Below are 18,752 nucleotides of genomic sequence, written 5' to 3' on the forward strand. Positions count from 1 at the left end.
CCCCCCCACCACGTCGTCAACGGCGTCCGGACAGGCTCAGCAGCCGAGCAGGCGGCCGCCCAGGTAGGCCTGGATCTGGTCCAGCGAGACGCGCTCCTGCTTCATCGTGTCGCGCTCGCGCACGGTCACCGCGTTGTCGTCCAGGGTGTCGAAGTCGACCGTGACACAGAACGGCGTACCGATCTCGTCCTGGCGGCGGTAGCGGCGGCCGATGGCGCCGGCGTCATCGAACTCGATGTTCCAGTTCTTGCGCAGATCGGCCGCCAGACCCTTGGCCTTCGGCGACAGCTGCGGGTTCCGGGACAGCGGCAGCACGGCCACCTTCACCGGCGCCAGCCGCGGGTCGAGCCGCATCACGGTGCGCTTCTCCATGACGCCCTTGGCGTTCGGGGCCTCGTCCTCGTTGTACGCGTCCAGCATGAAGGCGAGCATGGCCCGGTTCACACCGGCCGCCGGCTCGATGACGTACGGGGTCCAGCGCTCGCCGGCCTCCTGGTCGAAGTACGACAGGTCCGTCCCCGAAGCCTTGGAGTGCGCGGACAGGTCGAAGTCCGTGCGGTTGGCCACGCCCTCCAGCTCGGAGAACTCGGTGCCGCCGAAGTTGAAGCGGTACTCGATGTCGGCGGTGCGCTTGGAGTAGTGCGACAGCTTCTCCGCCGGGTGGTCGTACCAGCGGATGTTCTCCTCCCGGATACCGAGGTCCCGGTACCAGCTCCAGCGCTGCTCCATCCAGTACTCGTGCCACTGCTCGTCCTCGCCCGGCTTGACGAAGAACTCCATCTCCATCTGCTCGAACTCACGCGTACGGAAGATGAAGTTGCCCGGAGTGATCTCGTTCCGGAAGGACTTGCCCATCTGCGCAATTCCGAAGGGCGGCTTCTTGCGCGAAGTCTGCTGTACGGCCGCGAAGTTGGTGAAGATGCCCTGCGCGGTCTCGGGGCGCAGATACGCGACCGAGCCGGAGTCCTGGGTCGGGCCGAGGTGGGTGGCCAGCAGCCCGGAGAACTGCTTGGGCTCGGTGAAGGCGCCCTTGTTGCCGCAGTGCGGGCAGTTGACGTCGGAGAGTCCGTTGGCCGGCAGATGGCCGTGCTTGGCCTCGTACGCCTCCTCCAGGTGGTCCGCGCGGAACCGCTTGTGGCAGGAGGTGCACTCGGTGAGGGGGTCGGTGAACGTGGCGACGTGGCCGGAGGCCTCCCAGACCTCGGGGGCCAGGATCACCGACGAGTCGATACCGACCACGTCATCGCGCGAGGTGACCATGGAGCGCCACCACTGGCGCTTGATGTTCTCCTTGAGCTCGACGCCGAGCGGCCCGTAGTCCCAGGCGGCACGCTGGCCGCCGTAAATCTCACTGCACGGGTAGACGAAGCCACGGCGCTTGCTCAGGCTGACGATGGTGTCGATCTTGTCGGCGGCCACGGTGCTCTCTTCATTACGACGACGAAGCGGTCATGGTGTGATCCGCCGGCACCCACGCGCGGAGGGCGGCGCCCCCGGGGAGGTGCCGGCCCGCTGCGGCCCAGCGAATACCTCAGATTACCGGCGGCTGTACCCCCCGGATCAAATCGGTTCGGGGCCGGACCGTCCCCTTATCTTTGTTGACAACCGTTTCCACCTTTGTTGAAAATGAGTGTCATGAACGTACGACGCCGTCTCATACCCGCCGCAGCCGCCGCCGGAGCCACCGCGCTCGCCCTCGGCTCTCTGTCCGCCTGCTCCTCGTCCGGCAGCACGGGCGGCGGCGAGAACGGCAAGCTGACCGTAGTGGCGTCGTTCTACCCCATGGAATACCTCGCCGAGGAGATCGGCGGCGACCATGTCACCGTCTCCGGTCTGACCAAACCCGGCACCGAGCCGCACGATCTGGAGCTCAGCCCCCGGCAGACCGCCCAACTGGGCGAAGCCGGAATGATCCTTTACCTCAAGGGCCTCCAGCCCGCGGTGGACGAAGCCGTCGCCCAGTCCGGCGTGAAGAACACCGTCGACGCCGCTTCCCTGACCAAGCTCGAGGACCATGGCACCGAGGTCGGCCACGACCACGGCGGTGAGGACCATGCCCCCGGCGGCGAGGAGAGCCACGGCGGCGAAGAGGACGCCCCCGCCGACCCGCACATCTGGCTCGACCCGGTGAAGTACGCCGAGGTCGCCAAGGGCGTCGGCAAGGCCCTGGAGAAGGCCGACCCGGACCACGCCGACGACTACAAGAAGAACACCGAGAAGCTCGTCGGCGAGCTCGACGGCCTCGACAAGAGGTTCGAGGACGGCCTGAAGAAGCGTTCCACCGACACGTTCATCACCAGCCACTCCGCCTTCGGCTACCTCGCCGAGCGCTACGGCCTGGACCAGGAGGCCATCGCGGGCCTCGACCCGGAGGCCGAGCCCAGCCCCGCCCGGGTACGCGCGCTGCACGGGATCGCGAAGCAGGAGAAGGTCACCACGGTCTTCTTCGAGACGCTCGCCAGCGACAGGACGGCCAGGGCCCTGGCGAAGGACACCGGGCTGAAGACCGACGTGCTCGACCCGGTCGAGGGCATCGGCGCCAAGTCCCAGGGCGACGACTACGTCGAGGTCATGGAGTCGAACCTCAAGAACCTGCAGCAGGCCCTCGAGGCCAAGTGAGGAAGGCACGCATGGCAAGCCGCGCCGATGAAGGACAGCCGGTCATATCCCTGCGCGAGGCATCCGCCTCGCTCGGCTCGCGGCCCGTGCTGCGCAAGATCGAACTGACCGTGCGGCGGGGCGAGGTCGTCGCGCTGCTCGGCGCCAACGGCTCCGGGAAGTCCACCGCCATACGGGCCGTGGTCGGTCAGGTGCCGCTCACCGGAGGGGAGCTGGAGCTGTTCGGCACCCCGCTGGGCCGGTTCCGCGACTGGGCGCGCATCGGATACCTACCGCAGCGGACCACCGCCGCGAGCGGGGTGCCCGCCACGGTCCGCGAAGTCGTCTCGGCGGGTCGTCTGGCCCGTACGAAGCTCGGGCTGCTGCGTAAGGCCGACCGGGCGTCGGTGGAACGGGCACTGGAGCTGGTCGGCATGGCCGACCGCGCCAAGGACTCCGTCAACGCGCTCTCCGGCGGCCAGCACCAGCGGGTGCTGATCGCCCGCGCCCTGGCCGCCGAGCCCGATCTGCTGATCCTGGACGAGCCGATGGCTGGTGTGGACCACACCAGCCAGGAGGTACTCGCCGACACCCTGCGGGAGCAGGTCGGCGCAGGCACCACCGTGCTCCTCGTCCTGCATGAACTGGGCCCGCTGGAGCCGCTGATCGACCGTGCGGTGGTACTGCGCGACGGCTGCGTGGTACACGACGGAACACCGCCGGAGGCCGTCGGCCAGCACGCGCTGCCCGGCCACGACCATGTGCACCCGCATACGGGCGCGAACGCCGAACCGATCCGGACGGGGCTGCTGACGTGAAGGACACCACCGCCAACGAGCCGGCCCCCCGCCGCCACTGCTCACCGCACTCGACGCGGGGGTGCTGAGAACCATGGACATCCTCACCTACGACTTCATGCAGCGGGCGCTGCTGGCCGCCGTGCTGGTGGGCATCACCGCCCCTGCCGTCGGTATCTATCTCGTCCAGCGCCGCCAGGCGATCATGGGCGACGGTATCGGGCACGTGGCGCTGACCGGCGTCGCGCTGGGCTTCCTGACCGGCACCAACCCCGTATGGACGGCCGTCGTGGTCTCCTCGCTCGGCGCGGTGCTGATGGAGCTGATCCGCTGGTACGGCAAGGCCCGCGGCGATCTCGCCCTCGCGATGCTCTTCTACGGCGGCATGGCAGGCGGCGTCCTGCTGATCAACCTCGCGCCGAACGGCTCCAACGCCAACCTCACCACCTATCTCTTCGGCTCCATCACCACGGTCTCGCGGTCGGATGTGGTGGCGATCTGCGTACTGGCCGCCCTGGTGGTGCTGATCACCCTGGGCCTGCGGCGACAGCTGTTCGCCGTCTGCCAGGACGAGGAGTTCGCCCGGGTCACCGGCCTGCCCGTACGGCTGCTGAACCTGCTTCTGGCCCTCACCGCGGCCGTCACGGTCACCGTGGCCATGCGGGTCGTCGGCCTGCTGCTGGTCAGCGCGCTGATGGTGGTTCCGGTCGCCGCCGCCCAGCAGGCCACCCGCGGTTTCGCCATGACCCTCGCACTCGCCATCGGCATCGGCACGGTCGTCAGTCTGTCCGGCACCGTCTACTCCTTCTACGTGGATGTGCCCCCCGGGGCGAGCATCGTCGTTCTCGCCATCGCCGTCTTCGGGCTGATCACCACGCTCGCCGCGCCGCTGGCGAGAAGAAGGGCCCGCAGGGCCGCGGCGGCAGGGGAAGGGTGCACTCTGGAGGCACCGGGCATCCGCCCGGCGGGGGACGACGTCAGCGTGTAACCGCTCCGCGCCCGCGAACTGGCACAATGGCCACTCGTACGTGCGGATCGGGCGATCAGAGGAGGCAACGGTGACTACCGCGGGGAGCCGTCCGACGAACATCGCGCCGGTGCGCGGCCGGTCGACCCGGCAGCGCGCCGCAGTGGCGGCCGCCCTCGACGAGGTGGATGAGTTCCGCAGCGCTCAGGAGCTGCACGACATGCTCAAGCACCGCGGCGACTCGGTCGGCCTGACCACCGTCTATCGAACCCTCCAGTCGCTCGCCGACGCGGGCGAGGTCGACGTCCTGCGCACGAGCGAGGGCGAGGCCGTCTACCGCCGCTGCAGCACCGACGACCACCACCACCATCTGGTGTGCAGCAGCTGCGGCAAGGCGGTTGAGGTGGAGGGCCCGGCGGTGGAGAAGTGGGCGGACCAGATCGCGGCCGACAACGGCTTCGTGGACGTCGCCCATACGATTGAGATCTTCGGCACGTGCGGCGAGTGCGCGGCGGCAAAGTCCTAGTAGCTCGTCACGCGGCCTTGACCGGGTAATCGACCTGCTGTTCTTGGGTCGGCAGACCACCTCCAAGACCTGATCTCGGAGGTGGTCGTGGGACGCCGACCCACTGTGTTCGTCCGGCCGGTGAGCATGGAAGTGCGCTGACTGGCAGTGCTGCGACGGCGCAGACGCAACGGGCCGTATACGGCTGCTGCAGCGCCGACAAGGGCCCCGCCAACGGCACCGATGAGTCCGTAAACCGCTCCTGAATCCGCCATGAGGACCACTGCGCCCCAGCGCAGTTGGGCGCTGTCACGTATCCCGCGGCCGAAAGAACGGGAGGTAACGGCGATGGCGAGTGTCAGCCCGTGCATCGGTGGACCGTCTGGTCTCGTTTGAGCCACATGTGGGGCCCGAGCGAGTTCCTCACTCGGCCGCGGCGTCGAGCGCCCGTTCCTTGGCCTGCCGATAGCGCGCGATGGTCTTCTCGTTCTCCGTCGTGAGCAACTTCCGCTCGACCTCCCGCTGGACGTCCGCGACGGCCTCGGCCAACCCGGTGTCCGTCTGGCACCGGGCGTCGGCGCTCGCGGCCTCGATCTCGTCACGGCCCAGCGCCCGCAATGTCCCCTCGTCCTTTGCCGCCGCGGGCAGGCGGGCGTTGAGCGGCGCGCGGGCGGCCTGAAGGTCCGCTCCCGGATGCCCGGATTCCGTCATGCAGGCGGACCAGCGCTGGACCGCCTCACGGTAGGCCGGCTCCTCCTCGACCGTGGCGAGCACCCGGTTCGCCAGGTTCACGGTGAGTGGCTCCAGAGTCTTCCACTCCGGCCCGTACACTTCCGCTTGCGCTCGGGCGATGCAGCCGTCTGTGGAGTACTGAACGTTGGTCCCGCCCGGGAGCTGCAGCGTCACCCGGTGTTCCACGGTTCCGGTCAGGGCTTGCTGCCACGCCTTCGTACGCGGCTTGTCGGTGGGTGGCGGCGTGGACCGCAGGTGGAGGTACTCGCCGACGATGCCGTAACCGTCCGCCGCCGCTCGCTCCGGGGTGAGCAGTCCGTACGGGTTCGTCTCCGCCCCGCGCGCGGAGGCGATCGCGGGCTGCGCCGTGTATTCCTGGCCGCGGGCGGTCATGCAGGCGGTGACGGCACGCTCCTCGCGGTCGTGCAGGCGCACGGAGTCGACGTGGCTGAACGCGGTGACTCCCGAAAGCGGGCGGACATCGGGCGCGGCAGGCTCGCGGCCGGGCTCCTCGGAGGAGGAGCAACCGGCCGCGGCCAATATCAGGGCGAGGTAAGGGAGCCGCCCGTGGAATCGGCTCAGCACCAGCGGTTGGAGGCGACGTTGTCCTTCCAGGGGCTGTAGAGGGGGCTGTAGGTCCAGCCCCGCTTGGCCAAGGCAGGCGAACCCGTGTAGTTCAGGCCGGAGTAGACGGTGACGTCGCAGTTGTTGCCGTTGTTGTACAGCGACTCGGCGTTGTTGAACTTGTTGTACTGCAGCAGATTGGTGTTGTTGCCCCAGACCGTCCCGGGGTCACCCGCGCCGCCGGTGCCCAGGTACGCGCAGAGCGCCCCGGACGGACAGTCGGAGTACGCCGCATGGGCGGGCGCAGCGGTCACCAGCGAGCCGGTTGCAGCCAGCGCCACAGCGCCAAGGAGCACACCGGCCTTGGGAAGAATCCGTTTCATACTCTGTCCTCCTGTTGATGGCCGCCCTTCTCAGCGGCCGCGATGGTAGAGGCAGCGTGCGAGGCGGTCCCAACCTGCCCCGTACGGTGTGCCGGTCGGGATTCCTCCGCGTATGTGCCGCCAGCCCCGTTCCCGCCCGCCGAGCGCGAGCACCACGAGACATCTGCGGCCCCTGGAGGACCAACCCGGTCAAGGCTCGCAGCACACAGCGACCCCAGATACGATAAAACCCGCCATAACTCGACGAGATACCGAACGTGGTGGTCAACTTCGTGCACCGCGCGGTGGACCTGCCGGAGGGCCCAGCGGCGAAGGCTGCGGGCCGTACGGAGGAGCGGCAACGGACCTGGGTGCGGCAGCGCACCGCCTTGTCGTACGACAAGGCGAAGCCCGCAAAATCGCTGAGGCGGTGATGAGGAGACAGTCTGCTGACCAAAGCGCAGCAGGTCGATTGCCCGGCCAAGGCTGCGTGACGAGCCACGAGAAGTCCTTCGCGGCGGCGAAGCGCTGGCAGCCCTGGAGGCCCGCCCCCTGCCCGGGAGAGGTCACTTCGGCGAGGGGCAGGAGCCGGGAACGGTGACGAACCGTCGGCACAACGGCCGGGAGCCGGGGAGGCTGAACGCCTCCCCGGCTCCCTTCGTCTCCACGCCGGCGCTATGCCTGCGCTTCCTTCGACTCCTGGGGCTCCTGCGGCTCCTGCGCCTCGTTCGCCTCATTGGGGATGGCGCCGCCGAAACGGCGGTCGCGCGAGGCGTACTCCAGACAGGCCCGCCACAGGTCGCGCCGGTCGAAATCCGGCCACAGCACGTCCTGGAACACCATCTCGGCGTAAGCGCTCTGCCATATCAGGTAGTTGGAGGTGCGCTGCTCTCCGGACGGGCGCACGAACAGGTCGACATCCGGCATGTCCGGGTAGTACAGGTACTTCGCGATGGTCTTCTCGTTGACCTTCGACGGGTCGAGCCTGCCTGCCTTGACGTCCGCGGCGATCGCGGCGGCGGCGTCTGCGATCTCCGCACGGCCGCCGTAATTGACACAGAAGTAGAGCGTCATCGCGTCATTGCCGCGCGTCTGCTCCTCCGCCACCTGGAGTTCCTGGACAACGGACTTCCACAGCTTGGGCATCCGCCCGGCCCAGCGGATCCGGATGCCCATCGCGTCCATCTCGTCGCGGCGGCGGCGGATCACATCGCGGTTGAAGTTCATCAGAAAGCGCACCTCGTCGGGCGAGCGCTTCCAGTTCTCGGTGGAGAAGGCGTACAGGGAGAGGTTCTTGACGCCCATCTCCAGACAGCCCTTGAGGACGTCGAGGACGACGGACTCGCCGACCTTGTGGCCCTCGGTCCGCGGCAGGCCGCGCTCCTTCGCCCAACGGCCGTTCCCGTCCATCACGATGGCCACGTGGTTCGGCACCAGCTCGCCGGGGATCTTCGGCGGGCGGGCACCGGACGGGTGTGGCTCGGGCGTCAGGTACTCGCGGCGGGTACGTCCCAGAATCCCGCGTCGTGCCATGCGATCCGTCTCCTCATTCCTATTTCTCTACATATCTGAGCGAGCGCAGACCGCGCTCCAAGTGCCAGTGCAGATACGCCGCCACGAGCCCGCTGCCCTCGCGTACGTGCCGGGCCTCGCACGCGTCGGCCGTCTCCCAGTCCCCGGTCAGCAGCGCGCCGAGCAGCGTCAGGGACTCCGCCGAGGGTACGACGCTCCCCGGCACCCGGCACTCGGCGCAGATGACGCCGCCCGCGGCGACCGAGAAGAACCGGTTGGGGCCGGGCATCCCGCAGCGCGCGCACGCTTCGAAGCTGGGTGCGTAGCCGTTGACGGCCAGTGAGCGGAGCAGGAAGGCGTCGAGCACGAGGTTCGGCTCGTGCTCCCCGGAGGCGAGGGTCCGCAGTCCGCCGACGAGCAGGAGATACTGCTGCACGGCGGGCTCGCCCTCATGGTCGGTGAACCGCTCCGCGGTCTCCAGCATCGCGGTGCCGGCGGTGTAGCGGGCGTAGTCGGTGACGATGCTGCCACCGTACGGAGCGATGGTCTCGCTCTGCGTACAGAGCGGCAGGCCGCGGCCCACGAGCTCGCTGCCGCGGGCGAAGAACTGCACATCGACATGGGAGAACGGCTCCAGCCGTGCTCCGAACTTCGACTTCGTGCGCCGCACGCCGCGGGCGACGGCTCGTACCCGGCCGTGGCCGCGGGTGAGCAGCGTGATGATCCGGTCCGCCTCACCCAGCTTCTGGGTGCGCAGCACGATGCCGTCGTCGCGGAACAGACTCATGCGGCCATTGTCGCGTACGAACGGGGCTGCCCCCGCCGCGGGCTCGGGACGGCACACGGCCACAGAACGGCATACGGCCTCGGGTGGGCCCGCGGACTCAGGAGGGCGCCCCGGCCTCAGGAGGGCATGCGGGCCGCAGCGGCCAGGAGGCGCTCGGTCTCCTCGTGGCCGAGGAGCAGGGCGCGGCCGACGGCGGCGAGGGCCTCGCGCTCGGCGGGGCTGTACGGGCCGTCGGCGAGGGCGATACGGGCGCCCTGCAGCAGGATGCCCTCGCGTCCCGCGGGAGCGAGGTGGGGCGCCAGGGGCTCGAGGGCCTCATGGAGCTCGATGGCCAGGACGGTGCCGCCCTCGAGTCCGTCCTCGAAGCAGCCGGGCAACCGTCCTGTGTCGGCGGCCAGGGCCTCGACGAGGGCGAGCAACTGCTCCCCGGTGCAGTCCGCGAATCCGGCGCAGCGCACCGCACCGACCGCGACCTCTCGTGCGGCACGGTCCTCGGCGCCGCCCGCCGTGAGGACCGCCAGGGCGACGGTGTGGACCGCATCGCGCAGCATGGCGGAGAAGCGGGTGGTGGTGGGGTGGTCGAGCGCCTCGGCCCCGAACCGGTCGTGACAGGAGCAGCATTCGACGACGGGACCGGCTGCTCCGCGCGGGAGGAGGGGGACGCCGAGCAGGGCGAACCGGCGCCGGCCGGCGCGGCGGCGGTAGTTGCGGTCGCCTCCGCACTCGGGGCAGAAGAACTCGCCGTCGCCGACCGTACGCCAGGTCGTGCGCATTCCCCACACTCGCTGCATCGCGCACCTCCGACGCATCGGCCCCGAACACCCGGACACGGACCGCCGTCATGTGGTGACTCTTCGGCAACGGTGCCGTGTGGGGGTGATGTTAACCACATTCTTGATGCGGCGTCAGCACCCCGTACGGAGCAAACACGGCCCGCCCGGCGACCCGGCACGCGCGGGGCCGCCCGGTGCCCGGTGTGCGACCTGCGGAGCGGTGCCCGGGAGCCTCGCGGCCCCCTCCGGAACAGCGGCGCAGATCACACCGGGCCCCCCGCACCCCGGCGCGGGCACGGAGGGGACGTTCCGCAGATCGGGCACCTGCCGCCCTGCCACCCGCGGCCCCCTCCGGCGTCGCGCCGGACCAGGGGAGGGTCGGAGCTGTCATCAGCGGTCGAGCCCCTCGGCATGGTCACCCCCCGCACCCCCGGCCGCCGATCGACGGGGGGTACGAGGCGACAGCCGGCCGGGCCGAGAGGCCGGAAGAGCCGTCAGCGGGAAACGAGGCCGGTGACCGGGCGCGGGTTCAGCCGCGCGCGGCGCGGTTCACCGCGGAGATGACCGCCTTCAGCGAGGCACGGGTGGTGTTCGGGTCCACACCCATGCCCCACAGGACCTTTCCGTCGATGGCGCATTCGATGTACGAGGCGGCGCGGGCGCTCGCACCCTCGCTCATCGTGTGCTCGGTGTAGTCCAGCAGGCGGGCGTCCACGCCGACCGCGGCCAGGGCGTCGAAGAACGCGGAGATCGGGCCGTTGCCTGTGCCCGTCAGGACCGTGTCCACGCCGTCGACGACGGCTTCGACGGTGAGCGCGTCGCCGCCGTCCGTCGTGGTCGAGGTCTGCGCGGAGCGCAGGGCGATCCGGCCCCAGGCGTTCTCCGGGGTGGGCAGGTACTCGTCCTGGAAGGTGGACCAGATCTGCGCCGGGGTGACCTCCCCGCCCTCGGTGTCGGTCTTCGTCTGGATGATCTTCGAGAACTCGATCTGCATCCGGCGCGGCAGATCCAGCTTGTGGTCGTTCTTCAGGACGTAGGCGATACCGCCCTTGCCGGACTGGGAGTTGACCCGGATCACGGCCTCGTACGAGCGGCCGACATCCTTCGGGTCGATGGGCAGATACGGCACCGCCCACTCGATGTCGTCCACCCCCTTGCCCTGGGCGGCCGCGTCGGCCTCCATGGCCTCGAAGCCCTTCTTGATGGCGTCCTGGTGGGAGCCGGAGAAGGCGGTGTAGACCAGGTCGCCCGCGTAGGGGTGGCGCGGGTGGATGGTCATCTGGTTGCAGTACTCGGCGGTGCGGCGGATCTCGTCGATCTGGGAGAAGTCGATCTGCGGGTCGACGCCCTGGCTGAACAGGTTCATCCCCAGCGTCACCAGGTCGACATTGCCCGTCCGCTCGCCCTGGCCGAACAGACAGCCCTCGATGCGGTCCGCGCCCGCCATGATGGCCAGCTCGGCGGCGGCGACGGCGGTCCCCCGGTCGTTGTGCGGGTGCACCGACAGGCATACGTGCTCGCGGCGCGAGAGGTTCCGCGACATCCACTCGAAGCGGTCGGCGTGGGTGCTCGGCGTCGAACGCTCCACGGTCGCCGGCAGATTGAGGATGATCTCGCGGCCGGGCTCGGGCTGCCAGACGTCCATGACGCCCTCGCAGACCTCCAGCGCGAAGTCCAGCTCGGTATCGGTGAAGATCTCGGGGCTGTACTGGTAGCCGAAGGCCGTCTCAGCGCCGAGGATCTTGTCGGCGTACTCCATCACCAGCCGGGTGCCGTCGGTGGCGATGGCCTTGACCTGCTCCCGCGAGCCCCGGAAGACGACGCGGCGGAAGACCGGCGCGGTCGCGTTGTAAAGATGCACCGTGGCCCGGTGCGCGCCCCGCAGGGACTCGACCGTGCGCTCGATCAGCTCCTCGCGCGCCTGGGTCAGGACGGAGATCGTCACGTCCTCGGGGATCGCGCCCTCTTCGATGATCGAGCGGACGAAGTCGAAGTCCGTCTGCCCGGAGGAGGGGAACCCGACCTCGATCTCCTTGTAGCCCAGCCTGACCAGCAGGTCGAACATCGCCCGCTTCCGGGCCGGGGACATCGGGTCGATCAGCGCCTGGTTGCCGTCCCGGAGGTCGGTGGACAGCCAGCGGGGTGCCTGGGTGATGCGGTTGTCCGGCCAGGTGCGGTCCGGGATGTCCACGGCCTCGTACCGGCCGTAGCGGTGGATCGGCATTCCGGAGGGCCGCTGGGTGACCGAGGACGCGGTGATGGGCGTGGGGCGGCCTACGGAATTCTCGGGGATCATGTGCGTGGGGCTCCTGTCGAAGGATGTTCGACGGCCGACGGCGGGCAACACCGGACTCCGCGGGGAGGGGGTCGGCCTCGACTACAGGCCCTCGCCGCGGCGACTAAGGAGGAGCTGCCGGAAACGCATGATGATCCGCAGCCTAGCCGAGTCCCACGGTCGGTACCGAGTCCGTTCCAGTATGCAAGACGCGACCGCGGTCACGGCTGGATGGTGACCTATCACTCCATTTCACTAATCTTCGTCGCACGCAGTGACAGTACGGTCACCCCGTGCCACATTGCGCTGCATGACCAGGAACTCCGTCTTCTGCACGATCGTGCCGCCGCACGTCCTCGACGAGCTCGCCCGCGCCGGGGACTCGTCGCTCGCCGCCCCCGCCCGCCGCACCCTGGAGCACGACGCCGCGCAGCGCACCCGTCGCCGGCTGACGACGGTCGTCGGCGCCGGCCCCGCCCGTTCCCCGCAGGGTCCGGCCGACCGGCCGCTCCGGACGGTCTCCGACGCCGAGCACCGGGAGGAGCTGCCCGGCCGTGAGGTGCGCGGCGAGGGCGACGAGCCGACGCGGGACGCCACCGTCAACCGCGCCTACGCCGGGCTGGGAGCGACGTTCGAGCTCTACCTCAAGGCGTACTCCCGGAGCTCCATCGACGGCTCCGGTATGGCCCTGGACGCGACCGTCCACTACGGCCGGGACTACGCCAACGCCTTCTGGGACGGCGAGCGGATGGTCTTCGGGGACGGCGACGGCGAGATCTTCCTTGACTTCACGATTCCGGTGGATGTCATCGGACACGAGCTGACCCACGGCGTCACCCAGTACACCGCCAATCTGGAGTACTTCGGCCAGTCCGGCGCCCTGAACGAGTCACTGTCCGATGTCTTCGGCTCTCTGATCAAGCAGTACGCACTCGGCCATACCGCCGACCAGGCCGACTGGCTGATCGGCGCGGGTCTGCTCGCCCCGCGGGTCAGCGGTGTGGCGCTGCGCTCCATGAAGGCCCCGGGCACGGCGTATGACGACGACGTCCTCGGCAAGGACCCGCAGCCGGCCACCATGGACGACTATGTCCGCACCGGCCGCGACAACGGCGGGGTGCACATCAACTCGGGGATCCCCAACCGCGCCTTCCACCTCGCCGCCACGGCCCTCGGCGGGCACGCATGGGAGAGGGCCGGACAGATCTGGTACGACGTGCTGACCGGCGGAGAGCTGGCCCCGGACGCCGACTTCGCCGACTTCGCCCGGCTGACCGTCGCCGCGGCGCGGTCCCGCTACGGCGAGGGCGATGTGCGCCAGGCACTGCTGAAGGCGTGGGCCCAGGTGGGCATTCCGGCCGTGGAGCGGGAAGCTGGGAGGTAACCGGCCGGAGCGGGTAGGGATGGAGCCATGCGTATTCAGGTGAGGCGTACCGGAGGGTTCGCGGGCATCGAGCGCTACGCCGAGGTGGACACCTCGGGGCGGGCCGACGCCCCGGAGTGGCACACCCTGGCCGAGGAGGCGGCCGCCGCCGGCCGGGGCACGCCCCCGGTCGGCGTACCCGACGGCTTCAGCTACCAGCTCACGGTCGACGACCGCACGGTCTACTGCGCGGATCCCCGGCTGACCGAGGCGCAGCGCGAGTTGATCACCCGGGTGCTGAAGGAAGGTGCGTAGCGGCGGTCCGGGCAGTCGCCCCGCGGCGCTTCAGCGGCACGCACCACGGCTCAGCGGCCGGCGCGGCGGCGCAGTCGGTCAGCGGGTCAGCCGTTTCAGCGGGGTCAGCCGTTTCAGAAGCCCAGCTTGCGCAGCTGCTTGGGATCGCGCTGCCAGTCCTTGGCGACCTTGACGTGCAGGTCGAGGAAGACCGAGGTGCCGAGCAGCGCCTCGATGTGCTTGCGCGACTTCGTCCCGACCTCCTTCAGACGGGCGCCCTTCGGGCCGATGATGATGCCCTTCTGGCTGGGCCGCTCGATATAGACGTTGGCGTGGATGTCGAGCAGCGGCTTGTTCTCGGGGCGGCCCTCCCGGGGCAGCATCTCCTCGACGACGACGGCGATCGAGTGCGGCAGCTCGTCGCGTACGCCCTCCAGCGCGGCCTCGCGGATGAGTTCCGCGACCATGACCTGCTCGGGCTCGTCGGTGAGGTGGCCCTCGGGGTAGAGCTCCGGGCCTTCGGGCAGGAGCGGGACGAGGAGGTCGGCCAGAAGTCCGACCTGCTGGTCCCCGACGGCCGATACGGGGACGATCTCCGCCCAGTCGATGCCCAGTTCCGTCCCGAGCTTGTCGATCGCGATCAGCTGCTGCGCAAGCTGCTCCGAGTCCACCAGGTCGGTCTTGGTGACGATGGCGACCTTGGGGGTTTTCTTGATCCCGGCCAGCTCGGAGGCGATGTAGCGATCGCCGGGGCCGAGCTTCTGGTCGGCGGGCAGACAGAAGCCGATGACATCGACCTCGGCCCAGGTGGTCCGTACGACGTCGTTGAGCCGCTCGCCGAGGAGGGTGCGGGGCTTGTGGAGGCCGGGGGTGTCGACGAGGACCAGCTGCGCGTCGGGGCGGTGCACGACGCCCCGGACGGTGTGCCGGGTCGTCTGCGGCCGGGTGGAGGTGATGGCCACCTTCGTCCCCACCAGTGCGTTGGTCAGAGTCGACTTGCCCGCGTTGGGGCGGCCGACGAAGCACGCGAAGCCCGAGCGGTGGGGGGCCGCCTCCGGCGCGGTCGGGGACGAGGGGGATCGGTCACTCATGGCAACCATTCTCCCCGATCATCCGGGCCGGCTCGACCAGCCGCGGGACAACGGGAACGAGGACGGCCTGGGAGCCGGGGCGTTCCCTCCGGCTCCCGACCGATCTGCCGCGCGATCTCTGCCGAGGCGCGAGCCCTTGCCGCGCGCACCGCACCGCACGACCGCGGGGTTCCCACCTGGGTCCTATCCGGCGGAGACGGAGGCGCGGAGAGTGCCGTCCGGTGCGGCGAGCAGGACGGGGGTGTCCGGGCCGCCGAGGTCCCGTACGGCGGCCCGGTCGGTGTCCGAGGCCGCGGCGGCCTCGGTGACCACAGCGGCGGCCTCGAGGGACTGGGCGCCGCTGGCCACGGCCATCGCGACGGCGGTCTGCAACGCACTGAGCTTGAGAGAGTCCAGATCGACGGTCCCGGCGACATACGTCCGGCCGGTCTCGTCCCGTACGGCCGCTCCCTCGGCGACGGCGTTCCTGGCCCGCGCGGAGCGGGCGAGGGTGATGATCTTGCGGTCTTCCGGGTCGAGAGGCGCTGCTTCGCTCATGCGGATGAGCATAGGACGCGGCCGGGGGCGGGAACGGACCGGCTCCACCGGACCTGCGAGGCCTACCGCTGCCGGTGGCCGGGAGACACCCCCGAAACGGTCGGTCCGGTGGCCGGGCCTCCCCGGCCTGCCCCGTCACCGCCGGAGGCCCTGACCTCCCCGAAGCGCGTCGCTCCCGTGTGGCCGAGGCGCCGAGCCCGTCGCTCCCCGGACCGAAGCCTTGAGGCCCGTGGTTCCCGTCTGCGGCCGAAACCCGCGCTCGTCGCTCTCCTGTGGCCCGAGCCCCGTCGCTTCTGTGCGGCCGGGGCCCGGTCGCTTCCGTGCGGCCCGAGCCTCCGTCGCTTCCGTGTGGCCGGCGCCCGCTGAACTCCGTCGCCGCGGGCGGGACCACCGCCGTGGACGGCACGCCGGCGACGGAGCTCGGCGCACCGCGGCTTCAGTCCTTCCCGTTGGCCATGTTCTCCTCGGCCGGTGGGCCCTCTCCCGAGCGGACGGGCTCCACCAGGACCGTGACGATCCTGTTGCGGCGCCCGGCCGGGGATTCCGCCGTCAGCCGGAGGGCCTTGAGCGAGGAGTCCGAGGTGTCCTCCGAGAGGTCGACCTCGGCCGTGGCGCCCGCGATCGGGACCCGGCCCAGGGACTTGGCCAGCAGACCGCCGACCGTCTCCACGTCCTCGTCGTCCAGTCGCAGGCCGTAGAGCTCGCCGAGGTCACCGATGTCGAGCCGGGCCGTGACGCGGTACGTGCCGTCGCCGAGCTCCTCGACCGGGGGCAGCTCGCGGTCGTACTCGTCGGTGATCTCCCCGACGATCTCCTCGAGGATGTCCTCGATGGTGACGATGCCCGCGGTCCCGCCGTACTCGTCGATGACGACGGCGACATGGTTGCGGTCGTGCTGCATCTCGCGCAGCAGGTCGCCCGCGTTCTTGGTGTCGGGCACGAACACGGCCGGCCGCATGGCGGTGGAGACCAGCTCGGATTCGGAGTCCCGGTTGATATGGGTCTTCCGGACGAGGTCCTTCAGATACACGATGCCGACGACGTCGTCCTCGCTCTCCCCGGTCACCGGGATACGGGAGAAACCGGAGCGCAGGGCGAGGGTGAGCGCCTGGCGGACGGTCTTGGCCCGCTCTATGACGACGAGGTCGGTACGCGGCACCATGACCTCACGGACAAGGGTGTCGCCGAGTTCGAAGACGGAGTGCACCATGCGGCGCTCGTCGTCCTCGATGAGGGACTCCTGCTCGGCGAGGTCCACCAGCGCGCGCAGCTCGGCCTCGGAGGCGAAGGGGCCCTTGCGGAAGCCCTTGCCGGGGGTGAGCGCGTTACCGAGGAGGATCAGGAGCTGCGGGATGGGGCCCATGACACGGGCGAGCGGCAGCAGGACGTACGCGGCCGCGGTGGCCGTGTTCAGCGGGTGCTGGCGGCCGATGGTGCGCGGGGAGACGCCGACGGCGACATAGGAGACGAGGACCATCACGCCCAGGGCGATGGTCAACGCCTCCCAGGTCTCGTCGAATTCGCGCACACAGGCGTAGGTGACCAGGACGCCCGCGGCCATCTCGCAAGTGACGCGCACCAGCAACGCGACGTTGAGGTAGCGGGTGGGGTCCTCGGCGACGGCCATCAGCTTGGCGCTGCCGCGCCGCCCGGAGCGTGCGGCTTCCCCCGCGCGGAAGCGGCTCGTACGGGCGAGTCCGGTTTCGGCGCAGGCGGCGAGCCAGGCGACGACGACCAGCAGGACGGCGGCCGCGACGAACTGTCCGGTCATCGCGTGGTGGGGGCCGGGGACGGCCCTTCGAGGCCGCGTTCGGCACGCCAGCCGTCGATGATCGCCTTCTGCAGGCCGAACATCTCGGCCCTCTCGTTGGCCTCCTCGTGGTCGTAACCGAGCAGGTGGAGGACGCCGTGGACGGTGAGGAGCTGGAGCTCCTCGTCCATCGAGTGGGCCGTCTCCGCTTCCTCGCCTTGCTTCTTCGCCACTTCCGGGCAGAGCACGATGTCGCCGAGGAGCCCCTGGGGGGGCTCCTCGTCGTCCTTCGCGGGCGGGCGCAGCTCATCCATCGGGAAGGACATGACATCGGTCGGCCCGGGCAGGTCCATCCACTGGATGTGGAGCTGTTCCATGGCGCCGGAGTCGACGACGATCACCGAGAGCTCGGAGAGCGGGTGGATACGCATCCGGGTGAGGGCGTAGCGGGCGACGTCCAGGACCGCCTGCTCGTCGATGTCCGTTCCGGATTCGTTGTTGACGTCGATCGACATGGGGTTTTGCGTTACTTTCGTCGGTTTGTCACAGACCGTTGCGGCTGTCGTACACCTCGTACGCGTCGACGATACGGCCCACCAGCTTGTGGCGGACCACGTCACTGCTGTTGAGAATCGAGAAGTGGACGTCGTCGACCCCTTCGAGGATCTCCCTGACCTGGCGCAGACCGCTCTTCGTGCCGCCCGGGAGGTCGATCTGGGTGACATCACCCGTGATCACGATCTTGGAGTCGAAGCCGAGCCGGGTGAGGAACATCTTCATCTGCTCGGGGTTCGTGTTCTGCGCCTCGTCGAGGATGATGAACGCGTCGTTGAGCGTCCGGCCGCGCATATAGGCCAGCGGAGCGACCTCGATCGTCCCGGCCGCCATCAGCCGCGGGATCGAGTCCGGGTCCAGCATGTCGTGCAGCGCGTCGTAGAGCGGGCGCAGATACGGGTCGATCTTCTCGTAGAGCGTGCCGGGCAGGAAGCCGAGCCGCTCGCCCGCCTCGACGGCCGGCCTGGTCAGGATGATCCGGTTGACCTGCTTGGACTGCAGGGCCTGGACCGCCTTGGCCATGGCCAGATAGGTCTTGCCCGTACCGGCCGGGCCGATGCCGAAGACGACGGTGTGCTTGTCGATCGCGTCGACGTAGCGCTTCTGGTTGAGGGTCTTGGGGCGGATGGTGCGGCCGCGGTTGGACAGGATGTTCTGGGTGAGCACCTCGGCAGGGGACTCGGTCTCGCCCGCTGCTCCGTCCTCCTCGCGCAGCATGGCGATCGAGCGTTCCACTGCGTCCTCCGTCATCGGCTGGCCGGTGCGGAGCACCAGCATCATCTCGTCGAACAATCGCTGGATCAGCGCTACTTCCCGCTCGTCGCCGACCGCGCTGACCTGATCACCCCGTACATGGATGTCGGTGCCGGGAAACGCCTTCTCGATCACGCGCAGCAGGGAGTCGCCGGAGCCCAGGACCGTGACCATGGGGTGCTTGGCGGGGACGGTGAAGTGGGCGCGCGCCTGTCCCCGCTCGGGGGTGTTGGCTGTGGGTGTCTGCGTCATGGGCCGGCTCTCTGGCCTCCAGACCCGCCTTCTGTGCTCGACATGCCGTACGTCTTCCGCACGGCGCCTACGGGTATCCAGCCTACGACGGAGCACCGACAAGTCCCGAGTACTTTTCGCGGTACGTCACCCGCGTCCGGGCCGCCGGTCCATACCTCGGGACGCGGCTCAGAAGGACGGCCGGGGAGGAGGCTCGGCGGGCGGCTCAGGGGGCGCCCGGGACGCGGCTCGGCAGGTGGCTCCGGGGGCGCCCGGGAGGAGCTCGGAGGGCGCTGGCTCAGGGAC

19 protein-coding genes are annotated in these 18,752 nt (G+C 69.8%); 7 read left to right on the forward strand and 12 right to left on the reverse strand.

Features of this window, described 5'->3' with window-relative positions:
* Positions 1-36: 36 nt before the first annotated feature.
* Positions 37-1,419: a glycine--tRNA ligase gene (locus ACTWQE_RS20715; protein ID WP_443330486.1), complete on the reverse strand. Its 1,383-nt coding sequence runs from the start codon at positions 1,417-1,419 to the stop codon at positions 37-39.
* 216 nt (positions 1,420-1,635) lie between these two features.
* On the opposite strand from ACTWQE_RS20715, the gene ACTWQE_RS20720 reads away from it, so the two are divergent.
* The 4 genes from ACTWQE_RS20720 (at position 1,636) to ACTWQE_RS20735 (ending at position 4,888) form a co-directional block, all read left to right on the forward strand.
* Complete coding sequence (locus ACTWQE_RS20720) at positions 1,636-2,619, forward strand: metal ABC transporter substrate-binding protein (protein WP_443330487.1); 984 nt, start codon at positions 1,636-1,638, stop codon at positions 2,617-2,619.
* Positions 2,620-2,630: 11 nt separating this feature from the next.
* Positions 2,631-3,416 (forward strand): metal ABC transporter ATP-binding protein, encoded by a 786-nt coding sequence (locus tag ACTWQE_RS20725; RefSeq protein ID WP_443330488.1) that lies wholly within the window; start codon positions 2,631-2,633, stop codon positions 3,414-3,416.
* A 73-nt stretch (positions 3,417-3,489) separates the two neighbouring features.
* Complete coding sequence (locus tag ACTWQE_RS20730) at positions 3,490-4,383, forward strand: metal ABC transporter permease (protein ID WP_443330489.1); 894 nt, start codon at positions 3,490-3,492, stop codon at positions 4,381-4,383.
* Positions 4,384-4,453: 70 nt separating this feature from the next.
* Entirely contained in the window at positions 4,454-4,888 is a 435-nt protein-coding gene (locus ACTWQE_RS20735; RefSeq protein ID WP_443330490.1) for a Fur family transcriptional regulator, read from the forward strand.
* Positions 4,889-5,290: 402 nt separating this feature from the next.
* On the opposite strand, the gene ACTWQE_RS20740 is transcribed toward ACTWQE_RS20735, so the two are convergent.
* Both ACTWQE_RS20740 and ACTWQE_RS20745 read right to left on the reverse strand, forming a co-directional pair.
* A complete protein-coding gene (locus ACTWQE_RS20740; RefSeq protein ID WP_443330491.1) occupies positions 5,291-6,184 on the reverse strand; it encodes a hypothetical protein in 894 nt (297 codons plus the stop codon).
* On the reverse strand, positions 6,178-6,546 hold the full coding sequence (locus ACTWQE_RS20745; RefSeq protein WP_443330492.1) for a peptidase inhibitor family I36 protein: 369 nt from the start codon (positions 6,544-6,546) through the stop codon (positions 6,178-6,180). The genes ACTWQE_RS20740 and ACTWQE_RS20745 overlap by 7 nt, the downstream gene beginning before the upstream one ends.
* A 257-nt stretch (positions 6,547-6,803) precedes the next feature.
* On the opposite strand from ACTWQE_RS20745, the gene ACTWQE_RS20750 reads away from it, so the two are divergent.
* Positions 6,804-6,959: a hypothetical protein gene (locus tag ACTWQE_RS20750; protein ID WP_443330493.1), complete on the forward strand. Its 156-nt coding sequence runs from the start codon at positions 6,804-6,806 to the stop codon at positions 6,957-6,959.
* Positions 6,960-7,200: 241 nt separating this feature from the next.
* Here the strand turns inward: ACTWQE_RS20750 and ACTWQE_RS20755 are convergent, their stop codons facing one another.
* The 4 genes from ACTWQE_RS20755 to leuA all read right to left on the reverse strand — a co-directional run bounded on the left by ACTWQE_RS20755 (position 7,201) and on the right by leuA (position 11,893).
* Positions 7,201-8,058, reverse strand: coding sequence for an isoprenyl transferase (locus ACTWQE_RS20755; RefSeq protein WP_443330494.1), 858 nt, complete (start codon positions 8,056-8,058; stop codon positions 7,201-7,203).
* A gap of 19 nt (positions 8,059-8,077) precedes the next feature.
* Positions 8,078-8,824 carry a DNA repair protein RecO gene (gene recO / locus ACTWQE_RS20760; protein ID WP_443330495.1) on the reverse strand — a complete coding sequence of 249 codons (747 nt, stop codon included), beginning with the start codon at positions 8,822-8,824 and terminating at the stop codon, positions 8,078-8,080.
* Between the two features lie 116 nt (positions 8,825-8,940).
* Positions 8,941-9,597, reverse strand: a complete 657-nt coding sequence (locus ACTWQE_RS20765) for a TerB family tellurite resistance protein (protein WP_443330496.1) — start codon at positions 9,595-9,597, stop codon at positions 8,941-8,943.
* A 529-nt stretch (positions 9,598-10,126) separates the two neighbouring features.
* Entirely contained in the window at positions 10,127-11,893 is a 1,767-nt protein-coding gene (gene leuA / locus ACTWQE_RS20770; RefSeq protein WP_443330497.1) for a 2-isopropylmalate synthase, read from the reverse strand.
* 289 nt (positions 11,894-12,182) lie between these two features.
* Here leuA and ACTWQE_RS20775 point away from each other — a divergent pair, with 289 nt between their 5' ends.
* Positions 12,183-13,256: a M4 family metallopeptidase gene (locus ACTWQE_RS20775; RefSeq protein WP_443330498.1), complete on the forward strand. Its 1,074-nt coding sequence runs from the start codon at positions 12,183-12,185 to the stop codon at positions 13,254-13,256.
* A gap of 27 nt (positions 13,257-13,283) precedes the next feature.
* Positions 13,284-13,550: a protealysin inhibitor emfourin gene (locus tag ACTWQE_RS20780; protein ID WP_443330499.1), complete on the forward strand. Its 267-nt coding sequence runs from the start codon at positions 13,284-13,286 to the stop codon at positions 13,548-13,550.
* 113 nt (positions 13,551-13,663) lie between these two features.
* Here ACTWQE_RS20780 and era read toward each other — a convergent pair whose 3' ends face one another.
* The 5 genes from era to ACTWQE_RS20805 all read right to left on the reverse strand — a co-directional run bounded on the left by era (position 13,664) and on the right by ACTWQE_RS20805 (position 18,467).
* On the reverse strand, positions 13,664-14,629 hold the full coding sequence (gene era / locus ACTWQE_RS20785) for a GTPase Era (protein ID WP_443330500.1): 966 nt from the start codon (positions 14,627-14,629) through the stop codon (positions 13,664-13,666).
* Positions 14,630-14,803: 174 nt separating this feature from the next.
* A complete protein-coding gene (locus ACTWQE_RS20790) occupies positions 14,804-15,157 on the reverse strand; it encodes a cytidine deaminase (protein WP_443330501.1) in 354 nt (117 codons plus the stop codon).
* A 436-nt stretch (positions 15,158-15,593) separates the two neighbouring features.
* The gene (locus ACTWQE_RS20795; RefSeq protein WP_443330502.1) at positions 15,594-16,928 is read right to left on the reverse strand and encodes a hemolysin family protein; all 1,335 of its coding nucleotides are present in this window, start codon (positions 16,926-16,928) and stop codon (positions 15,594-15,596) included.
* Positions 16,925-17,422: an rRNA maturation RNase YbeY gene (ybeY, locus tag ACTWQE_RS20800; protein WP_443330503.1), complete on the reverse strand. Its 498-nt coding sequence runs from the start codon at positions 17,420-17,422 to the stop codon at positions 16,925-16,927. The genes ACTWQE_RS20795 and ybeY overlap by 4 nt, the downstream gene beginning before the upstream one ends.
* A gap of 28 nt (positions 17,423-17,450) precedes the next feature.
* Positions 17,451-18,467, reverse strand: coding sequence for a PhoH family protein (locus ACTWQE_RS20805; protein WP_443330504.1), 1,017 nt, complete (start codon positions 18,465-18,467; stop codon positions 17,451-17,453).
* Positions 18,468-18,752: the final 285 nt, after the last annotated feature.

This window comes from Streptomyces sp. 8N706, from assembly GCF_052245415.1.
In the GTDB taxonomy this organism is placed as follows: Bacteria; Actinomycetota; Actinomycetes; order Streptomycetales; family Streptomycetaceae; genus Streptomyces.